20 protein-coding genes and 2 pseudogenes are annotated in these 22054 nt (G+C 72.6%); 11 read left to right on the forward strand and 11 right to left on the reverse strand.

The features are described from left to right. From AB0G13_RS27450 to dinB, 6 genes are all read left to right on the forward strand, one after another. The coding region (locus AB0G13_RS27450; RefSeq protein WP_357880062.1) for an amylo-alpha-1,6-glucosidase at positions 1-1488 on the forward strand (1488 nt) is incomplete at its 5' end. Between the two features lie 83 nt (positions 1489-1571). Then, positions 1572-2792: a GAF domain-containing SpoIIE family protein phosphatase gene (locus AB0G13_RS27455; RefSeq protein ID WP_357880065.1), complete on the forward strand. Its 1221-nt coding sequence runs from the start codon at positions 1572-1574 to the stop codon at positions 2790-2792. A gap of 83 nt (positions 2793-2875) precedes the next feature. Next, a complete protein-coding gene (locus tag AB0G13_RS27460; protein WP_357880067.1) occupies positions 2876-4456 on the forward strand; it encodes an FMN-binding glutamate synthase family protein in 1581 nt (526 codons plus the stop codon). A gap of 155 nt (positions 4457-4611) precedes the next feature. Further along, on the forward strand, positions 4612-5016 hold the full coding sequence (locus AB0G13_RS27465) for a DUF2809 domain-containing protein (RefSeq protein ID WP_357880069.1): 405 nt from the start codon (positions 4612-4614) through the stop codon (positions 5014-5016). 59 nt (positions 5017-5075) lie between these two features. After that, entirely contained in the window at positions 5076-5600 is a 525-nt protein-coding gene (locus AB0G13_RS27470; RefSeq protein WP_357880072.1) for an N-acetyltransferase, read from the forward strand. Between the two features lie 66 nt (positions 5601-5666). After that, a complete protein-coding gene (gene dinB / locus AB0G13_RS27475) occupies positions 5667-6854 on the forward strand; it encodes a DNA polymerase IV (protein ID WP_357880075.1) in 1188 nt (395 codons plus the stop codon). A gap of 59 nt (positions 6855-6913) precedes the next feature. Here dinB and AB0G13_RS27480 read toward each other — a convergent pair whose 3' ends face one another. After that, on the reverse strand, positions 6914-9346 hold the full coding sequence (locus AB0G13_RS27480; protein WP_357880078.1) for a M14 family metallopeptidase: 2433 nt from the start codon (positions 9344-9346) through the stop codon (positions 6914-6916). A 277-nt stretch (positions 9347-9623) separates the two neighbouring features. Here AB0G13_RS27480 and AB0G13_RS27485 point away from each other — a divergent pair, with 277 nt between their 5' ends. From AB0G13_RS27485 to AB0G13_RS27495, 3 genes are all read left to right on the forward strand, one after another. After that, a complete protein-coding gene (locus AB0G13_RS27485; protein ID WP_357880081.1) occupies positions 9624-10109 on the forward strand; it encodes a hypothetical protein in 486 nt (161 codons plus the stop codon). A 306-nt stretch (positions 10110-10415) separates the two neighbouring features. Next, complete coding sequence (locus tag AB0G13_RS27490; RefSeq protein WP_357880084.1) at positions 10416-10748, forward strand: hypothetical protein; 333 nt, start codon at positions 10416-10418, stop codon at positions 10746-10748. A 281-nt stretch (positions 10749-11029) separates the two neighbouring features. Beyond that, positions 11030-11731, forward strand: a complete 702-nt coding sequence (locus AB0G13_RS27495) for a carbon-nitrogen hydrolase family protein (protein ID WP_357880088.1) — start codon at positions 11030-11032, stop codon at positions 11729-11731. Between the two features lie 11 nt (positions 11732-11742). On the opposite strand, the pseudogene AB0G13_RS27500 reads toward AB0G13_RS27495, so the two are convergent. From AB0G13_RS27500 to AB0G13_RS27520, 5 genes and pseudogenes are all read right to left on the reverse strand, one after another. Continuing rightward, a pseudogene (locus tag AB0G13_RS27500) lies at positions 11743-11844 on the reverse strand (IS5/IS1182 family transposase); the annotation flags it as partial. A 479-nt stretch (positions 11845-12323) separates the two neighbouring features. Beyond that, positions 12324-12461 carry a hypothetical protein gene (locus AB0G13_RS27505; protein ID WP_357880092.1) on the reverse strand — a complete coding sequence of 46 codons (138 nt, stop codon included), beginning with the start codon at positions 12459-12461 and terminating at the stop codon, positions 12324-12326. Positions 12462-12524: 63 nt separating this feature from the next. After that, the gene (locus AB0G13_RS27510; RefSeq protein WP_357880095.1) at positions 12525-13517 is read right to left on the reverse strand and encodes an aldo/keto reductase; all 993 of its coding nucleotides are present in this window, start codon (positions 13515-13517) and stop codon (positions 12525-12527) included. A 63-nt stretch (positions 13518-13580) separates the two neighbouring features. Continuing rightward, entirely contained in the window at positions 13581-14321 is a 741-nt protein-coding gene (locus AB0G13_RS27515) for an SDR family NAD(P)-dependent oxidoreductase (RefSeq protein ID WP_357880099.1), read from the reverse strand. A gap of 63 nt (positions 14322-14384) precedes the next feature. Next, positions 14385-15587 carry an MFS transporter gene (locus AB0G13_RS27520; RefSeq protein WP_357880102.1) on the reverse strand — a complete coding sequence of 401 codons (1203 nt, stop codon included), beginning with the start codon at positions 15585-15587 and terminating at the stop codon, positions 14385-14387. Between the two features lie 121 nt (positions 15588-15708). On the opposite strand from AB0G13_RS27520, the gene AB0G13_RS27525 reads away from it, so the two are divergent. After that, positions 15709-16311: a TetR family transcriptional regulator gene (locus AB0G13_RS27525; protein ID WP_357880104.1), complete on the forward strand. Its 603-nt coding sequence runs from the start codon at positions 15709-15711 to the stop codon at positions 16309-16311. Between the two features lie 236 nt (positions 16312-16547). On the opposite strand, the pseudogene AB0G13_RS27530 reads toward AB0G13_RS27525, so the two are convergent. Then, a pseudogene (locus tag AB0G13_RS27530) lies at positions 16548-16696 on the reverse strand (nucleotidyltransferase domain-containing protein); the annotation flags it as partial. A 369-nt stretch (positions 16697-17065) separates the two neighbouring features. Between AB0G13_RS27530 and AB0G13_RS27535 the strand changes: the two are divergent. After that, positions 17066-17866, forward strand: coding sequence for a GDSL-type esterase/lipase family protein (locus tag AB0G13_RS27535; protein WP_357880106.1), 801 nt, complete (start codon positions 17066-17068; stop codon positions 17864-17866). A gap of 571 nt (positions 17867-18437) precedes the next feature. Here the strand turns inward: AB0G13_RS27535 and AB0G13_RS27540 are convergent. The 4 genes from AB0G13_RS27540 to AB0G13_RS27555 form a co-directional block, all read right to left on the reverse strand. Then, entirely contained in the window at positions 18438-19082 is a 645-nt protein-coding gene (locus AB0G13_RS27540; RefSeq protein ID WP_357880109.1) for a dihydrofolate reductase family protein, read from the reverse strand. Positions 19083-19433: 351 nt separating this feature from the next. Next, positions 19434-19892, reverse strand: coding sequence for an MmcQ/YjbR family DNA-binding protein (locus tag AB0G13_RS27545; protein ID WP_357880112.1), 459 nt, complete (start codon positions 19890-19892; stop codon positions 19434-19436). Further along, the gene (locus tag AB0G13_RS27550; protein ID WP_357880114.1) at positions 19889-20572 is read right to left on the reverse strand and encodes an SMI1/KNR4 family protein; all 684 of its coding nucleotides are present in this window, start codon (positions 20570-20572) and stop codon (positions 19889-19891) included. Before AB0G13_RS27550 ends, AB0G13_RS27545 begins: the two co-directional genes overlap by 4 nt. Before the next feature lie 475 nt (positions 20573-21047). Beyond that, complete coding sequence (locus AB0G13_RS27555) at positions 21048-21977, reverse strand: ROK family protein (RefSeq protein ID WP_357880117.1); 930 nt, start codon at positions 21975-21977, stop codon at positions 21048-21050. Positions 21978-22054: the final 77 nt, after the last annotated feature.

The following is a 22054-nucleotide window of genomic DNA, read 5'->3' on the forward strand; positions in this document are numbered from 1 at the left end:
ACGTCCACCCCGGTGGCCAAGGCGCCGACCGACGGCAGGGGCAGCCAGCTCGCGCGCCTCGGCAGCAGCAACTTCGACGTCACCGCCGCCTGGCGGTGCGCGGTCGACGACCTCTCCGTGCTGCCGCTGGGCGAACCGGACGGGCCGACGGCACCCATGGCCGGCCTGCCGATCTACCAGGAGATCTTCGGTCGCGACACGATGACCGCCTCGTGGCAGGCGCTGCTCGCCGGGCCGACGATGCTGGCCGACAGCCTGCGGCTCAACGCCCGCCACCTCGGGCGGCGCATCGACGACTGGCGCGACGAGGAACCCGGCAAGCCGTTGCACGAGGCCCGGCGGGGCCCGGTGTCCGCGCTCGGGCTCGACCCGTTCGCCGCCTACCACGGCGACTGGTCCACCGCGCCGGACTTCCTCGTCTTCCTCGGCCAGTACCTGGCCTGGACCGGGGACCTCGACACGGTACGGGACCTGCTGCCGACCGCGCGGCGCGTGCTGGGCTGGATCGACCGGTACGGCGACCTCGACCGGGACGGCTTCCTGGAATACCACCGCCGCTCCCCCGCCGGCCTGAAGAACCAGGGGTGGAAGGACTCGGACACCGCCATCGTCGACGAGCACGGCGAGGTGGTGCCGAACCCGATCGCGACCAGCGAGTTGCAGGCATACTGGTACGCCGCGCTGCGGCACGCCGCGGTGGTGTTCGCCGCGGCCGGTCACCCCGCCTTCGGCGCCGGGCTGGTCCGCCGGGCCGCCGCCCTGCGGCGCCGCTTCCACCGTGCCTACTGGATGCCCGACCACGGCTGCCACGCCCTGGCGCTGGGGCCGGACAAACGGCAGGTGCGCTCGGTCAACTCCAACGACGGTCACCTGCTGGCCACCGGGATCGTGCCCGCCCGCCTCGCGCCGCTGGTCGCCGACCGGCTGCTCGCCCCCGACATGTTCAGCGGCTGGGGCGTGCGCACCCTGTCCTCGGCGCACCCGGCGTACAACCCGTTCAGCTACCACCGGGGCAGCGTGTGGCCGGTCGAGGCGGGCACGATCGGCCTGGGGCTGGCCCGGTACGGCTGCTGGGATCACCTGCACCGGCTCGCGGAGGGGATGTTCTCGGCGGCAGCGCTCTTCACGGAACACCGCCTGCCGGAGGTGCTCAGCGGGCTGCCCCGCGACGACGCCCACCCGCACCCCGGCGTCTACCCGGACTCCTGTTCCCCGCAGGCATGGTCCGCCAGCGCGGTCGTCGCGCTGATCCAGGCGCTGCTGGCACTGCGCCCGGCCGCGCCGCTGCGGACGATCTTCGTCGACCCGCACCTGCCGGAGTGGCTGCCGGATCTCGTGCTCGAGGGCGTGCGGGTCGGCGGTCACACCATCGATCTGACCGTACGACGTGGGCGCGGCGGGCGCACGTCGCTGCGCGCCCGCGGCGACCGGATCGCGGTGGTCCGCCGGCCCACGCTCCAGGCCCGGGCCACCCGCCGCCGGTCCTGACCAGCTGGCCCGGTTCGTCGGGACCCCACGGGCGGCGCAGCGCGGAAGGCGGAGCACGCGGCCGACAGGGCTAGGATCCTGTCGTGGCCGACCAGGGGCTCATCCAGGACGACGAACGGTTGCGCCGCATCGAGGCGGTGACCGACGCGACGCTGTCCCGCCTCGACGCGGCCGATCTCTTCGACGAGCTCCTCGACCGCGTCCGGGACCTGCTCGACGTCGACACGGCGGCGATCCTCATGCTGGACACGCACGCGCAGCAGCTCGTGGCCACCGCGGCCAAGGGGTTGGAGGAGGAGGTCCGGCAGGGTTTCCGCGTCTCCGTCGGCCGCGGGTTCGCCGGCCGGATCGCCCTGACCCGACAGCCGGTGATCGTCGACGTCGTCACCCCCGACGCCGTGGTCAACCCGATCCTGCTGGCGATGGGGCTGCGGTCGCTGCTCGGCGTGCCGATGTTCGCCCGGGGCGAGCTGATCGGCGTGCTGCACGTCGGCACGCTGGGTCGACGCCGGTTCACCACCGACGACGTCCGCCTGCTGGAGCTGGTCGCCGACCGGGCCAGCCTGGCCAGCCTCACCCGGTCCCACAACCTCGACCACAACGCCGCCCTCGCCCTGCAACGCAGCCTGCTGCCCACCCAGCTGCCCAGCGTGGCGGGCCTGGACATGGCCGCCCGGTACGTGCCCGGGCACGCCGCCGGGATCGGCGGCGACTGGTACGACGTGTTCCTCCTGCCCTCGGGCTGGCTGGGCCTGGTCATCGGCGACGTGTCAGGCCACGGCCTGCAGTCGGCCGTGGTCATGGGGCGCATCCGCAGCGCGCTGCGCGCCTACGCGCTGGTCTGCGACGACCCGGCGGAGGCGTTGACGCTCCTCGACCGCAAGGTCGGCCACTTCGAGGCCGGCAACCTCACCACGGCGCTCTACGCCATGGTCTCCCCCGACCGGACCCGCATCCGGCTCTCCGCCGCCGGGCACCTGCGCCCCGTCCTCGCCGTGCCAGGCCAGCCGGGCGCACCCGTGGAGGTCCACACCGATCCCCCGCTCGGTACGGGTCGCCGGCCACCGCCCCGGCAACGCGCGGAGGTGGACTTCCCGCCGGGCGCGGTGCTCGTCTGCTTCACCGACGGCCTCGTCGAACGCCGCCACGAGGTCATCGACGTCGGCCTCGACAAGCTCGCCGACGTGGTCCGGCCCGCACCGGCCGAGCAGGTCTGCGCCACGGTCATGGCCACCCTCGGCGCCGAACAGCCGACCGACGACATCGCCATGCTGGTCGTCCACCGCCTCCCGGCGCCGCGCTGAGCCGCACGCCGGCCGGGTCGTCGACGCCGGCCGGTGGTCGCCGGCCCGTTTGGCGGGAGGCGATCGCGGAAAGAGTGGCGGGCATGAAGTGGGCAAGCCGAGCCGTACCCGCCGCCGCCGCCGTCGCCGCCGTCGCGGCCCTCGCCGCGCGTGACCTGATCCAGCGCGACCACGCGTTGCTGCGTACCTTCCCGGTCCTCGGCCGGGCCCGGTACCTGCTGGAGTCCATCGGGCCGGAGTTGCGCCAGTACATCGTCGCGGGCAACAACGAGGAGCGGCCGTTCACCCGCGACCAGCGCCGCTGGGTGTACGCGTCGGCGAAGCAGCAGAACAACTACTTCGGCTTCGGCACCGACAACGACATCGAGTTCACCCCCGGATATCCGATCATCAAGCACCGCACCTTCGGTCGGGCCGTCCCGCCGTCGACGCCGGCAGCCGGGCACGACGTGCGGCTGCCGTGCGCCAAGGTGCTCGGCGCCGCGCGGGGCCGCGCCCACGCGTTCCGGCCCGAGTCGGTGGTCAACATCTCCGGGATGAGCTTCGGGTCCCTGTCCGGCAACGCCGTCGAGGCGCTCAACCGGGGCGCGGCCCTGGCCGGCTGCCTGCAGAACACCGGCGAGGGCGGGCTGTCGCCGTACCACCGCAAGGGCGGTGACCTGGTCTTCCAGATCGGCACCGCGTACTTCGGCTGCCGCGACGAACGCGGCCGGTTCAGCCTCGACCGGCTCAGGGACCTCGTCGCCGGCGCGCCGGTGCGGGCGCTGGAGATCAAGCTCAGCCAGGGCGCGAAACCCAGCCTCGGCGGCCTGTTGCCGGCGGCCAAGGTCTCCGCGGAGATCGCCGCGACCCGGGGCATCCCGCAGGGTCGCGACTGCGTCAGCCCGTCCCGGCACGCCGAGTTCTCCGACTGCGACAGCCTGCTCGACTGGGTGGAGCTGCTCGCCGCCGAGACCGGCCTGCCGGTCGGCATCAAGTCCGCGGTGGGCGACCTCGGCTTCTGGGAGGAGCTGACCACCCTGATGCGCGACACCGGGCGCGGGGTCGACTTCGTCAGCGTCGACGGCGGCGAGGGCGGCACCGGCGCCGCGCCGCTGATCTTCACGGACTCGGTGTCGTTGCCGTTCCAGCAGGGCTTCGCCCGGGTCTACAAGGTCTTCGCCGAGCGCGACCTGCACGAGCAGGTGGTGTTCGTCGGCGCCGGCAAGCTCGGCCTGCCCGACAACGCGGTGGTGGCGTTCGCGCTCGGCTGCGACATGGTCAACGTCGGCCGGGAGGCGATGCTGGCGATCGGCTGCATCCAGGCGCAGAAGTGCCACACCGACACCTGCCCCACCGGCGTCGCCACCCAGAACCCGTGGCTCGCCCGGGGCGTGGACCCGGGCTCGAAGTCGGTCCGCGCCGCCAACTACATCCGGACGCTGCGCCGGGACCTGGTCAAGGTCGCCGAGGCGTGCGGCGTCGAGCACCCGGGCCTCATCGACACCGACGCGATCGAGGTCCTCGACGGCCGGACGGCCTCCCACCCCCTGCACGAGGTGTACGGCTACCGCCCCGAGTGGGGACTGCCGTCCGCCGCCGACCGGGCGCGGATCGTCCGGCTGATGACGGCGGAGGCCCCGCAGGGCGGCACCGCCCCACCGTCGCCGACCGCGATGTCCTGACCTCGCGCGCCCCGCTCCGGGTGACGACGCGGCCGCCCGGTGCGGGTCGCCCGCTCCGGTGACCGGTCCACGCCGAGTGGTGCGCGGGCTCGACGTGACGGGCACGCGGAAACCTCGCGGCCCGGGTGCACGAGCGCGCGCCTAGCATCGGCGGAGTGTCGATCACCTCTCGGCGGTGCCGGATCCTGCTGCTCGCCGCGGCCGCTCTCTTCCTGCTCGTCGCCCTCGTCGTCCGCGCGGCGGCCGACGGCGGCCTCGAACAGCACTCCGGCACCGCGCTGTACGCGTCCATGGTCTGGGCCGGTGTGCTGTTCCTCCGGCCGCGCCTGTCGCCGCCGACGGCCGGCGCGATCGCGATCGCCTTCTGCTGGGCGGTCGAGGTGTCGCAGCTGACCGGGGTACCGGCGGCCCTGTCGGCGCGCAGCCTGCTGGCGCGGCTCGCGCTCGGGGTGCAGTTCGACCCGGTCGACCTCGCCTGGTACCCGGTCGGGGTGCTGCCGCTGGTGGCGGTGCACCGGATCGTCGGCGCCCGCGCCCGGCACCGCCAGCCCACGGGGTGAGCGGGCGGCGCCCGATAAATGGCGCGCACCGGGTGCACCGCGCTACCTATCGTGGCCCCGTGCTGATCAGACGTGAGACCCCGGCCGACGTCGACGCGATCCGGGCGGTGCACCTCGCCGCCTTCGCCAACCCGGAGAAGCCGGACGCCGTACCCGTCGAGGCGGGGCTGGTGGACGCGCTGCGGGCGGACGACGGGTGGCTGCCGACCCTCTCCCTCGTCGCGGTCGACGACGCCGCCGGGGTGGTCGGCCACGTGGTCTGCACCCGGGGCCGGGTGGCCGGCGAGCCGGTCGCGCTGGGGTTGGGCCCGCTCGGCGTGCTGCCGGCCTGGCAGCGGCGCGGGGTCGGCTCCGCGCTGATGCACGCGGTGCTCGGCGCGGCCGACGCGCGCGAGGAGGCCCTGGTGGTGCTGCTCGGGCATCCGGACTACTACCCGCGCTTCGGGTTCCGCCCGGCGGTCGACCTCGGCGTCACCCCGCCGCAGCCGTGGGGGCCGCGCTACTTCATGGCCCGCCCGCTGAGCGCCTGGCGGCCGTCGATCCGAGGCGAGTTCGCCTACGCCCGCCCGTTCGACGAGCTGTAACCGCCGCGCGGCGATGTTCGGGCAGGTCAGTGCCATCATCGCGGGCTTTCGTGCGAACATGTGTTCGTGTCGCCCGAGGCCAGCATCCTGCACGCCGACCTGGACGCGTTCTACGCGTCGGTCGAGCAGCGGGACGACCCGCGCCTGCGCGGCCGGCCGGTGATCGTCGGCGGCGGCGTGGTCCTCGCGTGCAGCTACGAGGCGAAGGCCCGGGGCGTCCGCAGCGCGATGGGCGGCCGGCAGGCCCGGCGGCTCTGCCCCGAGGCGATCGTCGTGCCGCCGAGGATGGCGGCCTACACGGCGGCGAGCCGCGCGGTCTTCGAGATCTTCCGGCGGACCACCCCGATCGTCGAGGGGCTCTCCATCGACGAGGCGTTCCTCGACGTGGGCGGCCTGCGCCGGCTGGCCGGCCCGCCCGCCGACATCGCCGCCCGGCTGCGCCGGGAGGTGGGCGAGCGGGTCGGCCTGCCGATCACCGTGGGCGTGGCCCGCACGAAGTTCCTCGCCAAGGTGGCCAGCGGCGTCGCCAAGCCCGACGGACTGCTGGTCGTCCCGCCCGACGGGGAACTGGCGTTCCTGCACCCGCTGCCGGTGGAGCGGCTGTGGGGCGTCGGGCCGGTGACCGCGGCGAAGCTGCGCGAGCGGGGCATCCGTACGGTCGGGCAGGTCGCCCGCCTCGGCGAGGCGACGCTCGTCTCGCTGCTCGGCGCGGGCGCCGGTCGGCACCTGCACGCCCTGGCGCACAACCGCGACCCCCGGCCGGTGCAGGTCGGCCGCCGGCGCGGGTCGATGGGCGCGCAGCACGCCCTCGCCGCCGTCCCGCACTCCCCCGCCGAACTGGAGGCGATCCTCGCCGGCCTGGTAGACCGGGTGACCCGGCGGATGCGGGCGGCGACGCGGGCCGGGCGGACGGTGACGCTGCGCCTGCGCTTCGGCGACTACACCCGCGCGACCCGCTCCCACACGGTGGCCAAGGCGACCGCCGACACGGCCCCGCTGCTCGCCGCGGCGCGGGCGCTGCTGCGGGCCGCGCTGCCCGAGATCGAGCGGCGGGGCGTGACCCTGCTCGGCGTGTCGGTCGGGAACCTGGACGACTCCCCCGTCCAGCCGCCGCTGCCGTTCGACCGCGATGCGGGGGCGGACCTGGACGCGGCGGTGGACGCGGTGCGCGACCGGTTCGGGTCGGGGGCGCTCACCCGGGCGGTGCTGCTCGGTCGGGACCCCGGCCTGGAGATGCCGCTGCTGCCGGACTGAACCGCAGGGCGGGTGGTGCCCCCGGCCCGAGGGCACCACCCGCCGACTGGCGGTGCGGTCTAGCCCGCCGGCAGCACGGCGGTGCCCTTGCGGTAGTTGCGGCCGTTGCCGTCGGGGCGGTAGTCGTTCTCGACGTTGCCCGCCGAGTCCACCGAGAACCAGTGGATCCGCGATCCCGCCGGGACGGTCAGCGTCTCCCCGCCCTCCCGGACGCCCGCCGAGCCGTAGAGGATGGACGCGTACGTCGGGGCGGCCCGGTCGAGGGTGTAGAAGACCGCGGCCGGCTCGCTGGTGGAGAAGGTCACGTCCACCATGCCCGGTGTCGCGCTCGGCGCGACCGCCAGCGTGCTGCGCGGGCGGGTCCGGTCCTCGGCGAAGTCCCGGGCCACCCGCATCAACTCCACCAGGCCGTTGGCGAACTCCAACGCCTCGGCGTGCGCCTCGTCCCACTCCGGCTGGAACGAGGTGCCGACCTCGAAGTTCCAGGCGTAGATGCCGTACCTGTACCAGAGCATGTCCCCGGAGTTGCCGGCCGCCGAGTAGAGCACATCGGAGATCGGACCGGTGCGCGCCGGGGTGACCGCCATGTTGCGGTGCCGCTTGATGGCGGCCAGGATCCGCGACGAGGCACCCCAGAACGCCGACTCCTCGGCGAGCGTCGGGCGGGGCGCGGAGACCCGGCCGGGCAGCGCGTACGCCCCCGGCGACCACATGAAGTAGTTGCCCGAGGAGTGCAGGTTCATCGAGAACCGGATGTTCGGGCGGGAGGCCAGCCAGTCGAGGTTGCGGTTCTCCGGCTCGGAGAGCTCGCTCGGCCCGGCGTACGTGCCGCTGGTGCAGCTCGCCGACGCCCCCGAGTAGCCGTCGAAGAGGCTGTACTCGGTGTAGTTGCGGTTGTTGTCCACGCCCCAGGAGTTGCGGGCCAGGAAGTCCGCCGCCCCGGTCGTCGGGCAGTGGTTGGTCATGTTCTTGCGTTGGGAGTTGAAGTCGTAGAAGGAGTAGTGGCCGCCGTCGGGGTTGATTGAGGGGGCGATCCAGATGTCGAGGTTGTCCAGCAGTTGGCGGGTCCGCCCGTCGTGGGCGTAGTTGCGCAGCAGCCGCTCGGCGGTCTCGACGGTGACCAGCGGCGGCACCCACTCGCGGGCGTGTTCCTGGGCGTACGCGAGCACGCCCAGCTTCGAGCCGTCCCGGTGCTTGCCGATCCGGATGGCGTACACGGGGTGCGGGTCGCGCGAGACGCTCGCCGGCGCGCTCAGGCCGTCGCTGAGCGGGGTCCGCGCGGCCGGCACGACCACGCCGGCTCCCGGACTGCCCCGATAGGTGTACGCCCGCACGAGCGTCCCGGCCCCGGCGTTGAGCGCCGCGACGACCTGGGCGGCGGTGCTGGTCACCGCGCTGGCGCCGTCGGTGCCCAGGGTGACCCGCACGGCCGGGCCGGCCACGGTCACCGACAGCGGCGTGTTCGCCGCGCCCGGGTCGGCGAGCTCCACGGAAATGTCGTTGCCGCCCTCGTGCCCCCAGGCCAGGGAGTCCACCGCGACCCGGCTGTCGGTGGCGGTGCCCAGCACCGCCTGCGCGTGCCGCCGGTAGCCGTTGGTCCGGTGCGGCAGCTCGACGATCTCGGCCAGCCGGGGGAACTCGGCCGCCAGCTGGTGGATCCGCGCGTACAGCTCGGTCGGCGTCAGGTAGCTGGTGACGAAGTCCTTCTGGTAGCCCGGCCCCTCGGGGCCGTCGCCCGGGGTCGGCAGCCACTCCCGCACCTGCGCGACGGCCACGTCACCGGTCGGACTGGTGATCCGGATCCGGTCGGGCCGGCTGGTCACCGGCGCGGCGCCGCGGTGGTACAGGTAGACGCCAGCGTCGACGAAACGGGAGATCGTCTGCGTCCCGCCGGAGCCGATCTCGGTGCCCGGCCCGCTGTCCCGCTCGACGGTGAGGGCGTCGGCGGCCGTCTGGCCCTGCGCCCACTTCGCCTCGACGGAGAGGATCTGGCTCGTTCCGGAGGTGTAGTAGTCCGCTCGGATGATCTTGACGTCGGATGCCGCGGAGGCGGCCGGACCGAGCGTCGCGGCGGCGAACTGACGGTTCTGCGCGACGTGCCCGGCGATGGTCGCCTCGCGTTCCGCCACCCGGGCCCGGGCGTCGGCGGGACGGTGCAGCACCTCGCCGAGGGTGAAGCCGGCCCTGGTCAGGGCCGCGGCCTCGCCGGCGGTGACGACCGCGTGCGCGACGACCCCCTTCTCCGTGCGGGTGACGTGGTGGTCGAGGTCGACGCCCGTGGCGACGAGGGCGTCCAGCTGGGCGGTGCCGGCGAGCAGCACCTCGACGACGTTCGCCTCCTCGTCGGCGACCCGGACCAACTCGACCGGGGGTTCTGCGGCGGGCACGACGGCCGCGGCCGGGCTGACCAGCAGCACCACCGCCGTGGCGGCGGCCAACGCGGCCGGGACGGGAAGGCGGCGTCGCCACCGGGGAGCTGAGGAATCACGCATGTGTCCGCCCTTCTGGTGTCGGCAGGGCGGCCGGAGCGGGATGGCCGAGGGGCCGCCCGGGTGCGGCTGCTCCGGTGAAGGTCCGTGGGCTGAGGCCATCCTCAGTGCACACGAACTCACATGTCAATCCCCGTCGATGTGTGATCGGTGCCGCCGGGCCGACTGGGAGCCCGTTGTGCGGACCTGCGGTGAGTAGGTGTGCTCAGGCCCCGCCCGAGGGCCACCCACATACTTGGCCGAGCAGCTTGGACAAGATCGCCGGGAGAAGGCAACAGGCATGACGAAGCAGCACCGACTGACATTTCGGATCACCGCGCTCATCCTGGTTCTGTGCACTCCGGTGGCTGCCTGGTGGCTCATCGGCGACCTGACCAACGACGAGGCCCGGCAACTCGCCGCCGAGGGCGTCGAGCTGGACTACGCGATCCGGCCCGTGAGCCTCGGTACGGCGGGAGACCGCGTCGTCGGCGTCCTGGCCTGCGGCGGCGTCGTCCTCGCGCTCGCCTGGTTGCTCCGGGCCACGGCACGCCGCCGGCTCGACGCCCGGTGGTGGTGGGTGCTGGTGCCGCTCGTCGGGGCCGGTGTCCTCCTCGGCCTCGCCTGGCGGGTGTTGACCGCCGGAGGGATCGGCGCCAACATCGGCGCAGGGCTTATGGTCATCGCGGGTGGCCCCGCCCTGGTGGTCCTGCTGGTCGTTGCCGCAGTCGCGGCGCTGCGGTTGCGCCGGGACCGGTCGCGGCGAGCCCCGCACGACTCCGAGTGACGACCGAGCCCCACTACCTCGCCCGTCCGGGACTCTGCCGACATCGGTCCCGGCCAGCACGCGCCTTCCCTGGCGCTGCCGGCCCCAGACGAGACGCCGCATATGTCCTTCTCGTCGCTGGACCTCAGCCGCCGGCGGGCCCGCCCCTCGGCGGGCTGGCGATCTGGCACCGGCGGGCCCCACCTGGCCCGGCCGCGAGCCACCCGACGAACCACTCCGCAGCTTGGGAGGGGCGTCGAGGTTTCGCCGGTGTGGAAACTGGAGAAGGTGAAGATCGCACCTGCGCGCTCAAGGGGGATCAAACTCGTGTCCGACACCACCGACCGGTCCGACCGTCAGGCAGACCGTCCCGCCGAGGTGACCGACCCGCTGCTGTGGAAGCTCGCCCTGGACGTGGCCGACGCCCACGAGCCGGACGGGGACGGCGGGTGCCGCAACCTGCTCTGCGCGGGCCAGGCCTGGCCCTGCCCGCCCTGGAACAACGCCCAGCGCGCACTGCGCATGGCCCGGTCCGACTCCGGGCAGTCGTCGCCGCACGCGGTGCGGCCGGCTGGCGGCCAGGGCCGGTCGGACCTGTCCGCCGCCGGGTTGGCGCAGCGCACCCGGTCGAACGACCCGCGGGCCGCGTCGGCGGCCTAGTGCCCTGAGTCGTTAAGAGGTCGCGCGGATAGGCGTGCCGAGTCAGGTCAGGACAGCCGTCGTAGCGGAAAATGACCTAGGCGCAGTGTGAGGTTACGGAGCGTAAAATTGTCTGGCGCTTGCGGCGTCAGAAAGCCGCGTGCGGCTTCTTGAGTGAACCGATTGGGCGGCTTTGGCGTTCATGTTCTATCCGGCGGTGGTACGCGGCCTCTTCAGAGGCAGGTGCCCCAACCGCTCGGCTGCGCGGCCGGATACGGTGCCGGTCGACGAGGGGAGCCAGGATGGAGCAGCGGTTGAGCATCGCGGTGGCGCAGCCGCGGTGCGTTGCTCACGACGTAGCGGCCAACGCGGAGGCCCATGCGGCGGCCGTCCGGGCGGCGGACGCGCGGGTGGTGGTGTTTCCCGAGTTGTCGCTGACGGGATACGAGCTGGACGCAGTGCCAGTCGCCCCAGCCGATGAACGGCTGGCTCCCATCCTCGCCGCATGCGCCGAGACCGGGACGCTCGCGCTGGTTGGCGCTCCAGTGCCCGGTCCGTACATCGGCATCTTGGCTGTGGACGGGGACGGCGTGCGCGTGGCCTACAGGAAGGTCTACCTGCACGGCAGCGAGGCCGTTTACTTCGTCCCCGGCGAGCCTGCCGTGATCGAAGTGGACGGGTGGCGGCTGGGGCTCGCCATCTGCCGCGACACTGGCATCCCGCAGCACGCCGCGACGACGGCCGCGCTGGGCATCGATGGCTACGTTGCTGGAATCGTGCACGCCGATCACGAGGCTGAGCTCCACGGCGAGCGCGCCCGCCGGGTCGCCGCCGACCACGGCGTGTGGGTGGCCACGGCGGCCTTTGCAGGTCCGACCGGTGGTGGCTTTGACCGCACGTCCGGCCGCTCGGGCATCTGGTCCTCTGACGGAGAACTGATCGCCGAGGCGAGCGTCGCCCCCGATGATTTTGCGCGCGCGGTCTTTAGCAAGAACTTGCGCTGATTGGTGGTTGTTCACCGTTGGCGTCGGGGGCGGGTATCCCAGCGATGGGTGGTCCAGGCTCGACGGATCAAGCTACGGATTGTGATGATCGTGTCGGCGAGGTCGAAAAAGGCTCCGCCTATCCGCGCAACCTCTAATTCGTTGGCAGTATGCCGCGATTGTTTCGAGGATGTCGTCAGCCGTCTTGGTCCCACACGAACGGCTTGGGGTCGGCGTTCCACGCCTCGATCCAGGGCCGCCCGTAGTTTCCAGACCAAAAACAACTCCAGCCCTAGTCGGAGGCCCTGGTGAACACCTGGAGCCGGGATCGTCATCCCCCTTTTTGACCAGCGCTGGGGTTGTTTTTGGTCCGGAAACTACCGGCCACCCGGGCGGATAAACGACGGGCAGCCGCCAGCGTTCTTCGCGAACACCGACGGCTACCCGTCGTCTTGGGGCCGGCCTAACCGAGTGCGACGATCTCCGGCGCGACCCGGAAGCCGATCGCCCGGCGGGTCGTACGCCGGCACGAACGGGTTGACCGCGTCGCTCGGAATCTCGCCGCTGGCCCGCATCTCGGCAGCGATCCGGTTGATCGGCCGGGTGAAGCCCTTCAGAACGCGGTGGCGACGAAGTGGCGCAGGGACTGCTGGGTCTTGGCGGGTAGGTGCTCGTGGCGGATGCGGCCGTGGCCGGCACCGGTCATCGGGAAGCGGGGCTGGCCGTGGAGTCGGCGGGGCAGGCGGATCATGCGGTCAGCTCCGCGCGGGCCCGGCCGGATTCGCGTTGGCCGCGTCCGCCGTGGAGGACGCAACTAGATCCAGGTGGGTAGGTATTCGGGGGTGTAGCGAGCACCGGCGGCACCGTCAGGGATGATCTCGTTGATCCGCGCCAGGTCCTCTCGGGTCAGCTCCACGCCAGCGGCGGCGAGGTTCTCCTCGAGCCGCACCGCGCTGCGGGTCCCGGGGATCGGCACGATGTCGTCGCCCTGGGCGAGCAGCCAGGCCAGGGCGAGCTGCGAGGCGCTGATCTTCTTCTCGGCGGCGAGATGGTGGAGCCGGTCCACCGTATGCTTGTTCGTCAGGTAGTTCTCGCCCTGCCACCGGGCGTCGTACCGGCGGAAGTCGCCCTCCTCGTGCTCCTCGGCGGGCTTGACCGCGGAGGTCAAGAAGCCGCGCCCGAGCGGGGAGTAGGGCACGAATCCGATGCCGAGCTCGCGCGCGGCGGGTAGCACCTCGGCCTCGACGCTTCGCTCGAACAGGGAGTACTCGGTCTGCAGCACCGAGACCGGGTGCACCGCGTGGGCGCGGCGCAGCGTCTCGGGCCCGACCTCGCTCAGCCCGAAGAAGCGGACCTTGCCCTCCTCGATCAGCTCCTTGACGGTGCCGGCGACGTCCTCGACCGGGACGTTCGGGTCCTGGCGGTGCTGGTAGAGCACGTCGATGACGTCGATGCCGAGGTAGCGCAGGCTGCTCTCGGTCACGCGGCGGATGTTCGCCGGGGTGGAGTCGTTGCCGTTGGCGTTGCCCTGGTCGTCGTAGGTGAATCCGAACTTGGTGGCGATCTGCACCTGGTCGCGGAACGGGGCGACGGCCTCACCGAGGAGGATCTCGTTGGAGCCGTTTCCTCGGTTGTACAGCTCGGCGGTGTCGAACAGGGTGACGCCGAGCTCGTGGGCGCGGCGGATGACCGCGATGTGCTCCTCGCGGCTGCCTCTGGTGCCGTAGAAGGCGGTCATGCCCATGGTGCCGAAACCGATCTCGGCGACGGTCAGACCCTGCTGGCCCAGTGCGCGTTCTTTCAGCATGTGATTTTCCTCCGTGGTGGTGGTCTGGGGTAGTGGTCATCTGGTCGGGGTTGAGCGGCCCGCTCAGTCGTGGGCGGCGGGGAGCGCGACGCCGGTCTGCTCGGTGAGCGAGGACAGGAGCGCGTCCTGCAAGCCCTTGTCGTGAACGGCGGGATGGGGCTGCTGAGTTCGCCGGTGGTGCCAGTAGCGGCCGCTGACGAGCGCCTCGGGATCGTCGGTCGTGGCGAGCCAGGCCTGGGTGACGTGCGCGAGGGCGAGGTCGCCGCTCGCGCACGGTCCGCCCATTCTGGTGGGCACCCAGCCGGGGTCGACCGCGTGCGCGACGACGTCTGGCCGGAGTCGGGCGATGGCGGCCATGAGCGTGGTGACGAACAGTTTCGCGTCCGAGTACGAGTGCGTCTCGCGCTTGCCGGTCCAGTCGACGCCGGCGAGGTCGGGGTGGCCGCCGCGGTGCATGCTGCTGCTGAGGTAGATCAGCCTGCCCGGGCGCTGGATCCTCGCGGTCATCAGGTACGGGGCGGTGACGTTGACCGGGAGCACCGCGCCCTTCATGACGCCGGCGTTGTGGACCACCGCGTCGCACGGGCCCAGTGCGTTCGCCTGCTCGACCAGGTCATGCACCTGGTCGAGGTCGGCGAGGTCGCCGACGATCGCCGCGGCCCCGCGGTCGACGAGGTCCTGTACCGCGGCCAGCCGCGCCGTGGTGCGGGCGTGCACGACGACCTGGTGGCCGTCGTCGAGGAGCGCCTCGGCGGTCGCCCGGCCGACGCCGTCGGTGGACCCGGTGATCAGGATGCCTGCCATGACTCGATCCCTTCTTGCGGGGTGATGGGGTTTGCCACGCGACGGCGATGCGGTCGACCTCCGTCATCGCGTTGCCGGCTTTCGCGTGATGACGGCGACGCCGATCAGCGGCACCGAAGCGAGTGCGAGGAGGCCGGTCAGCACAAGGGCGAGCGCCGTGAAACCGGTGATGGCCCCACCGAGGATCGGACCGATGCTCGCGCCGATGAAGAGGACGAAGCCGTTGATCGCCATCCCGCTCGCACGGTGGGGAGCCGCCGTCTCGCCGTAGAGGCCGATCATCGAGGGGACGGCCAGAGCGACGCCTGCCACGTAGACGACGCTCATCAGGACGAGCCCGACGAGGGTGCCGGACAGCACGGCCTCGCCGAGCATGCCGAGTGCCGCCAGGCCGAAGCCGAGCTGGGCCACTCGGACGACCCCGAGCCTGCTGGCCACCGCGCCAGCCAACAGGCTCACGAACATGGCCGGCAGCGCCGCGAGCCTGATGAGCACGATGTCGGACGCGGCGACGCCGAGATTCTCCAGATGCCCGCCGATACCGGTGTAGAGCGCGACGAAGGACAGCAGGAGCATGACGTGAGCGAGACTGAGCAAGAGGATCGCCGGCTTCACCAAAAGGCCGCCGAGCTTGCCGAACTGATTCCACAGCGATGCCGTCGGCGCTGCCCGCGACGCCTCGGCGACGAGGACGAGGATCACGACGAACGCCACGGCCAGCACCGTGCCGCAGATCCCGAAGAACCACGGCCAGCCCATCCGGAGGGCGATCACGGACGCGGCCACCTGGCCGAGGATCCCCGCGACGAGGAACGCCGCCGACATGGCCCCGACCGCACCGGCCCGCCTCCGCGGAGGAACAGCCTCCGTCAGATAGGCCAGCGCCACCGGCGCGAACCCCGCGGCGGACAGGCCCTGGAGCGCCCGCAGCCCCGCGAGCGCCCCCAAGGAAGGCGCGAACGCGCAGGCGAGGGTCGCCACGGAAAGGACCCCGATGGCGACGGCCATGACCTTCTTCCGCCCGTAGCGATCCGAGACTGGCCCCCAGATCAGGAAGCCGACGGCGTAGGTGACGCTGAACGCCGTCGAAAGCGCGAACGTCGCGTCGGCTCCGAACCTCGTCGCCACCGGGCCCAGCAGGGGGATGGAGGCGTAAAGCTGCGCCAGCACGAACAGCGCCGTCGCCACCAGGGCCACGACCACGGGCCGGCCGCCGGGAAAGTCGCCTGCCAGAGCTGCGGACGGCTGCGAATCGTGCTGGTTCATCCAAGGCTCCTGTCCGGGCCGAGCGGCTGACGAGCGGTCGCCCTCCCGCTTCCAACTGAATGGTTGGAAACAACCCTAGCACGGGTTCCAACTAAGCAGTTGGAGACTGTAGGCTAACGCCATGGCCTGGGACACCGAACGCACGAAGCGACTCCTCCTCGACGCCGGCGTCGAGGAGTTCAGTGCGCACGGGCTCGCCGGCGCGCGCGTGGACCGCATCGCCGCGGCCGCGGGCGTGAACAAGGAGCGGATCTACCAGTACTTCGGGAACAAGGAGCAGTTCTTCGGCGAGGTCCTCACCCGCGAACTCGGGATCGCCATCGACGCCGTGCCGATCCACGGCTCCGGGATCGACGCGATCGCCGACTACGCCGGCCGGGTCTTCGACTACCAGTGCGCCCACCCCGAGCTCGCGCGCCTGACCTTCTGGGAGGGTCTCGAGCTGGGCGACCCCGTCGCGAAGGAGCACCGCCGGGCGCGGTCAGTGGACAAGGTCGACCGGATCCTCGCCGCGGTGCCAGAGCTCACACGCGAAGAAGCAGAGGAATTGCTGCTGACCATCGTGACCCTGGCCGACGCCTCGCAGGCGCTCCCCAACCTCGACGCCCTATACACCGGTGCGCTGCCCGGCGACGCGGCCCGGCTCGCCCGCCGCCGAGCGGTCATCACCACGATCGTCCGGACATGGGAACGCGAACCCTCCCGTGCCGCCGCCCTCGACTGATCCCCGCACGCGGATCCGGCGGGTGACTTGGAACAAGGCGCGGGCGAGACGCTGATCCAGTCCTGCCCATCGCAGTGGTTACGCCGCTACCCACACGGCATGAGGCACGCGGGTCGTCCAGTAACGAGGGTTTCCGGGACGTCCTGACCGACGGTCGGCTCCGCAGTCGTTCTCGCAGCTCGCCGAGTGACGATCTTCGACAGCTTCCACCGCTCCCACACCGGCACCGGCATGGTCAGCGGCCAGAACGCCGCTGCCGGCAACGCGTACACCCCCGCCGGTCGATGTCCGAGCCCGGGCCGGCCAGACCGAACGCGCGGGATCCCACGGCCACCTGGAGGATCGTGTGCTCGTCAACCAGCCGGTCGGTCAGCTCGGCGGTCATCGGGCACCGCCAGGGTCATGGTTGCCGGACGGGGCGACACGCGGGGACCACACGGCGACGATCATCGCAGAGATCGACCACCGGAGGCACCGGGGTTACCGCCGGTCCAGCCCGTTCGGCTCACCCGTGACCAGCCCGAGGAAGCCGACGGCCGGGGCGGGACACGCCCGGTGGTGTCGTTTCCGTAACACGGCCCAACGATCGCCATCGACTGCTGGCAGCAATGATCGTCTAGTTCTACGCTCGCGGGTGACAGTCGCTGCCCGCCCCTGACCAGCGGTTCGGCCGACGGGCGGCAAGCCTCCCGACCCACCCTCCGGAGCCCATGTGATCTCTCACCGGACCCTCCTCTCCAGTGTCGCGGCAGTGGTGACCGCCGCGATCCTGGCCCCGTCGACCGCGGTGGCGGCAGTGCCCTCGAGCGCGCGGATGGTCGCGCTCGGCGACTCCATCACCCGGGCGGCCGTCGCCGACGGGACCCAGAACGCCCAGCCGCAGAACTCCTGGTCCACCGGCACCAGCACGGCGGTCAACTCGCACCTGCGGCGCCTGGAGGCGTACGGGGTCGACATGACCGGCGGCAACTACGCCAAGGGCGGCGAACGCTCGGTCCACCTGGCCACCCAGGCGACCAACGCCCTCGCCAACGCAAACGCCGACTACGTGACCATCCTGATCGGCGGGAACGACATCTGCTACGCCTCGACCCCGTCGGGCACCACCCCGCCGGACACCTTCGAGGCGAACGTGCGCAAGGCGCTCGACATCATCAGGGCCAAGAACCCGAACACCCGGGTGCTGTTGGCCTCGGTGCCGAGCATGATGTCGCTCTACCGGATCGGCCAGCAGAACTTCCTGATCCGGACGCGCTGGAACCTGATCGGCATCTGCGAGGTCATGCTGGCCAACCCGACCGACACCTCGTCCGCCGCGAACGCGCGGCGCGCCGCGGTGGAGGCACGGGTCGACGAGTACAACCAGCGGCTGGCCAAGCTCGCCGCGGAGCGGGCCAACGTGTTCTACGACAACGGCGCGGTGCACAACGCCGCGTTCACGGCGTCGGACCTGTCGGTCCTCGACGGCTTCCACCCGTCGATCAGCGGGCAGAACAAGATCGCCCAGGTCGCCTGGGACGAGGCCGTCCGACAGGGCGTCTTCGACGTCGGCTGAGTCGCGTGATCCGTGGGTGTCGGCTGGCCGGCACCCACGGGTCGGCCAGCCGCCCGGAACGGTCGGTTCGTGTCCCACCCGGACCGATCCGGTCAGGCCCGCCGAGACCGAGTACGTGGTGAACCGCGCCGCGCGCAGGCTGGTCACCCGGCAGACCGGCTCGGTGGTCATGGGCCTCTCCGAGCCGCAGGAGAAGCTCGTCGAGGACCCGAACTACAGAACCCCTGCTGCGGGTGGCGATGCGCCAAGGACCTGAGGCATCCCCTGTACCGGATCGGGTTCGCCGCGATCGGCTGGGCCAACAACATCGGACACAGTCCGTTCGATGGGCTGACCTTGGCGCAGATCCTCTCCGACAGGAGGGGCGACGAACCGACCCGACAGACCATCGCCAAGGCCATCCGCAAGGCCAAGGAACTGGGACTGATCGACCCCCGAGTCAACCGCCCGGTGCCTGGTCGTGTCCCGGCGCGTCTTCCAACGGGGCGGCAGACAGAGCTAGTACCCCAGCCGTGGATCGGGGCTCCGCCCGCGGTGACGCCGGACGTGGGACCCACCTGACCGGGCGGCTTCAGTCGTCGATTCCGGCACCGCGATCGGGTGCGCTCATGTCCCCCGTTCCGGGCGTGCCGTCGGCCAGCCCATAGCGCAGGTACACGGTGCCCCTCGGATTGGCCACCGGCGGTTCGAGAAGTGTGACGTTCGTGGGCACCGCGCCACCGTCGAACACCTTCTTCCCGACGCCGAGCACGATCGGGTGCACCCAGAGGTCGAGACGGTCGAAGAGCTTCTCGCGCAGGAGGGTCTGCACCAGGTTCAGGCTCCCGACGACCTTCACGTGCTCGTGCCGGTCACGGATCTCGCGCACCGCGCCGGCCAGGTCTGGGCCGAGCTGGTTGGACCCGGCCCACGAGAGGTCGGGCCTGCCACGGGATGCCACGTACTTCGGGACGCGGTTGAAGAGCGTGGCGATCTCGTCGTCCTCGCCACCCTCCTGGTGCGGCCAGTAGGCGGCGAAGATGTCGTACGTCCGCCGGCCGAGCAGGAGGGCGTCCGTGCCCTCGTACGCGGCGGCGACCTGCGCCCCGGTGACCTCGTCCAGCAGGGGCGCCTGCCAGCCGCCGAACGGGAACCCCACCGGGTCCTCGTCGGGGCCGCCGGGCGCCTGCCCGACGAGGTCGAGGGTGGCGAACAGTTCGATGTGGATCAGGCCCATGCCTTACTCCCGATGAGTCGGTCGTCTCGGTCGGGAGGTGGACCTGTGGGCGCCGGCGGACTCATCGCCGCGACGGCTTTCGGCGTCGCACTTGTCCACCGCCTCACCCGGCGCATCGGTCACCACTCCGTCCCGCGGTCAGCGTCCCTGCGGCGCCCGGCAGCGGCGCCCGCCAGGCATGCCGTGTGCTTCGACCCAGGCCCACGCGTCCGACCTCCCGGACCGGACGTGCCGACCGGTCTCGAAGCGCGCAGCGCTGTGCCCCGCCTACGCCGCAGGCCGGGACGCCGCACCGGCACTCCCCACTCACAATAGGTCACGGACCGTGTCCGAACCGGTGGCCGCCCTGCGTCAGCGTGGCGAGCGGGGATCTCGTTGGACGGCGACCGGCTCGTCCCCCTCGGCCGGCACCGGCACCCGGGCGGCCAGCTTCTTCGAGGCGAGCAGGCAGTAGCTCTCGGTGAGCAGCTCGCCCACCTCCGTCCAGTCGACGCCGTCGTCGAGGACCATGCCCAGCACGTCGGCGCCCCAGCCGGGCTTGAAGAACGGGTGACCGCCGGCCACCAGCGCGTGGACCTCGTCGACGGGCGACCGGAACGTCAGCACACAGGTCGGCTCGTCGGTGGCGGCGGCCCGGGCGTAGGCCATCTGGTGGTCGGGGTCGACGGTGAGCACGTGGGCGAAGGTGCGCCTGCGGATCCGCCAGCGCACGCCCACCCATGCCGGCTCCTCGTAGCTCTCCGGCAGTTCACGGCAGATCGGCCGCAGCCGGTCGAGGAACTCGGGTGGCACGTCTGCGGGGGCGGTCATCCCCGCACGGTAGCCGCCTCCTCCGACATCTCCGCCGCGTCCAGCCAGCGCCGGTACCACCGGGCGAAGCCGAGCGGCGTGCCGTCGTCGTCGAGCAACGGCCGGAACCCGCCGCCCTCGGCGGTGTCGTCGGCCCACATCCGGCCCCGCGCCGGGCCGCTGACCACCAGTGCCTCCCGCAGCGCGCAGCCGAGGTGGCACAGGTAGAGCAGCCCGATCGAGTGCTCGGGGGCGTAGACCACCTCGTCGTACCGCTCCCAGTAGGCGTCTTCGGCCTCGTTGAAGGCCTCGACCGTGTCGAAGTCCTCGTCGTCGGGCGGCTCGGGCAGGGCGTCGGCCGGGTTGAACGCCTCGGTGTGTGGGAAGGGCAGGGCCAGGGTGTCGCGGTCGGTGAGGTCGGCGCCGTCGCCCGCCCAGGCCCAGCGGCCGTCGGTCCGGCGCGGCGGGAAGAGCCCGTACGCGGGCCCGGCCCCGCCCCGGCCCGCCGCGAGCAGGAACGACCGGTACTCCTCGGGCAACTCGACCCGCAGTTGCCCCTCCAGTTCGGCCAGTTCCTCGGCGCGCAGCGGCGGCTCCAGAGTCCACTGGTGGTCGCGGGCGCCGAAGATACCTTCGGCGCCGGGGTCGGCGGCCAGCCGCGCGAGCCGCTTGGGTACGTCGGACCAGTCGGTGTGCGTCACGGCCGGCACCCTACCGGCGGGCGCCGACACTCCCGACGCCGCCGGGCGGCCGGTCCCGGGGTGCGGGGCCGGCCGCCCGGCCGGGCGCCGCCGGTCAGCGCCAGGTGTCGGTGCGGGTGTCGGTGCCGCCCGCCGGGGTGGCGCCGGACACGACGGCGGCGGCGAGGAGCAGACGGGGGATGCGGACGCGCAGGGGCGGTGTCGGTCGTGCCATGACAGGGGAGACCTTCTTCCGGGGACGAAGAGGCACTGGCGAGAAGGGAGCGGCCGTCCGCGCAGCGACGACAATGCTCGATTGCTGGCAGCCTCTGCAGCACCTTGCAGCAAACTTCTCGAAATTGCATGGCAACGAGGCCGGCCGACCCGGGAAGAGGGCTGACCATGGCCCACAAAAGCCACGAAGCCGACGGCCCTTGACGGACCGTCGACTTCGTGGCTTGCAAGCACTTGCAAGGGCGCGGCGCGGACCGGCCGGTCAGCGGGGGGTCGGGACCGCCTCGCGGGCGAGGATGACCGCGCCGAGCAGCGCGGCGTCGTCGGCGAACCGCGACAGCACCACCTCCGGCGGGTACGGCAGGACCGCCGCCATCCGCTCCCCCAGCAGGCCGCGGATCAGCGCGTTGCCGGCCACCCCCCCGACCAGCACCACCCGCTGCGGGTCGAGCAGCAGGCAGCAGGTGACCAGGTGCCGGGCCAGCTCGTCCGCCCGGGCGGTCAGCGCGTCGCGGGCCGGGCCGGGCCGCTCGGCGGCGGCGGCCAGCCCTCGCGCCCCACCCGGCACGTCGAGCGAGTCGGCGAGCCGGTCCAGCGCCCGACCGGAGAAGCCCAGCTCCAGCATCGTGCCCGGCCACGGGCCGCCGGCCACGGCGTACCCGATCTCGCCGGCCGCCCCGTGGTGCCCGGCCAGCACCGACCCGCGGACCGTGACCGCCGCCGCCACCCCGGTGCCCAGGCCCACCACCAGGCCGGGGTCGGCGTCGCGGAGCGCGCCGAGGCGCAGCTCGGCCAGGGCGGCGGCGTTGAGGTCGTTGTCGACCGCCACCGCCGGCACCGCCAACCGGTCCCGGACCGCGTCGGCGAGGCGCAGCCCGTCCCAGCCGGGCACGTTCGGGGCCAGGTCGATGCCGTCGGAGCGGACCACGCCGGGCGAGGCGATCCCGGCCGCCGCGACCGGCGCGCCGACCTCCCCCACCAGCTTCGCGGCCAGCTCCAGAGCGCGGTCCAGGGCCTGCGGGGCACCCCGCTCGGCGTACGTCGGGACCCGCTCGCGGGCCAGCAGCCGGCCCTGCGCGTCGGCCACCCCGACCGCCATCTTGGTGCCGCCGAAGTCGATGCCGAGCAGCACGCCCGCGTCGCCGGCCGGCGACGCGGGCTGGGCGGCCCGGCCGGCCAGTCGCACGCTCACCGGGCCACCTCCACGCCACCGACCGCCGCGTTCCGCGCGCTCATCCGGCCGCCCCCTGCGCGGCGACCGCGTCCAGC

This window comes from Micromonospora sp. NPDC023633, assembly GCF_040640035.1.
Lineage (GTDB): Bacteria > Actinomycetota > Actinomycetes > Mycobacteriales > Micromonosporaceae > Micromonospora.

Excerpts from the sequence above, each read along its gene's own strand:
- AB0G13_RS27460 (WP_357880067.1), top strand. The coding sequence starts at position 2,876 with ATGAAGTGGGCAAGCCGAGCCGTACCCGCCGCCGCCGCCGTCGCCGCC.
- AB0G13_RS27480 (WP_357880078.1), bottom strand. The coding sequence starts at position 9,346 with ATGCGTGATTCCTCAGCTCCCCGGTGGCGACGCCGCCTTCCCGTCCCG.
- AB0G13_RS27485 (WP_357880081.1), top strand. The coding sequence starts at position 9,624 with ATGACGAAGCAGCACCGACTGACATTTCGGATCACCGCGCTCATCCTG.
- AB0G13_RS27495 (WP_357880088.1), top strand. The coding sequence starts at position 11,030 with ATGGAGCAGCGGTTGAGCATCGCGGTGGCGCAGCCGCGGTGCGTTGCT.
- AB0G13_RS27505 (WP_357880092.1), bottom strand. The coding sequence starts at position 12,461 with ATGATCCGCCTGCCCCGCCGACTCCACGGCCAGCCCCGCTTCCCGATG.
- AB0G13_RS27510 (WP_357880095.1), bottom strand. The coding sequence starts at position 13,517 with ATGCTGAAAGAACGCGCACTGGGCCAGCAGGGTCTGACCGTCGCCGAG.
- AB0G13_RS27515 (WP_357880099.1), bottom strand. The coding sequence starts at position 14,321 with ATGGCAGGCATCCTGATCACCGGGTCCACCGACGGCGTCGGCCGGGCG.
- AB0G13_RS27520 (WP_357880102.1), bottom strand. The coding sequence starts at position 15,587 with ATGAACCAGCACGATTCGCAGCCGTCCGCAGCTCTGGCAGGCGACTTT.
- AB0G13_RS27525 (WP_357880104.1), top strand. The coding sequence starts at position 15,709 with ATGGCCTGGGACACCGAACGCACGAAGCGACTCCTCCTCGACGCCGGC.
- AB0G13_RS27540 (WP_357880109.1), bottom strand. The coding sequence starts at position 19,082 with ATGGGCCTGATCCACATCGAACTGTTCGCCACCCTCGACCTCGTCGGG.
- AB0G13_RS27545 (WP_357880112.1), bottom strand. The coding sequence starts at position 19,892 with ATGACCGCCCCCGCAGACGTGCCACCCGAGTTCCTCGACCGGCTGCGG.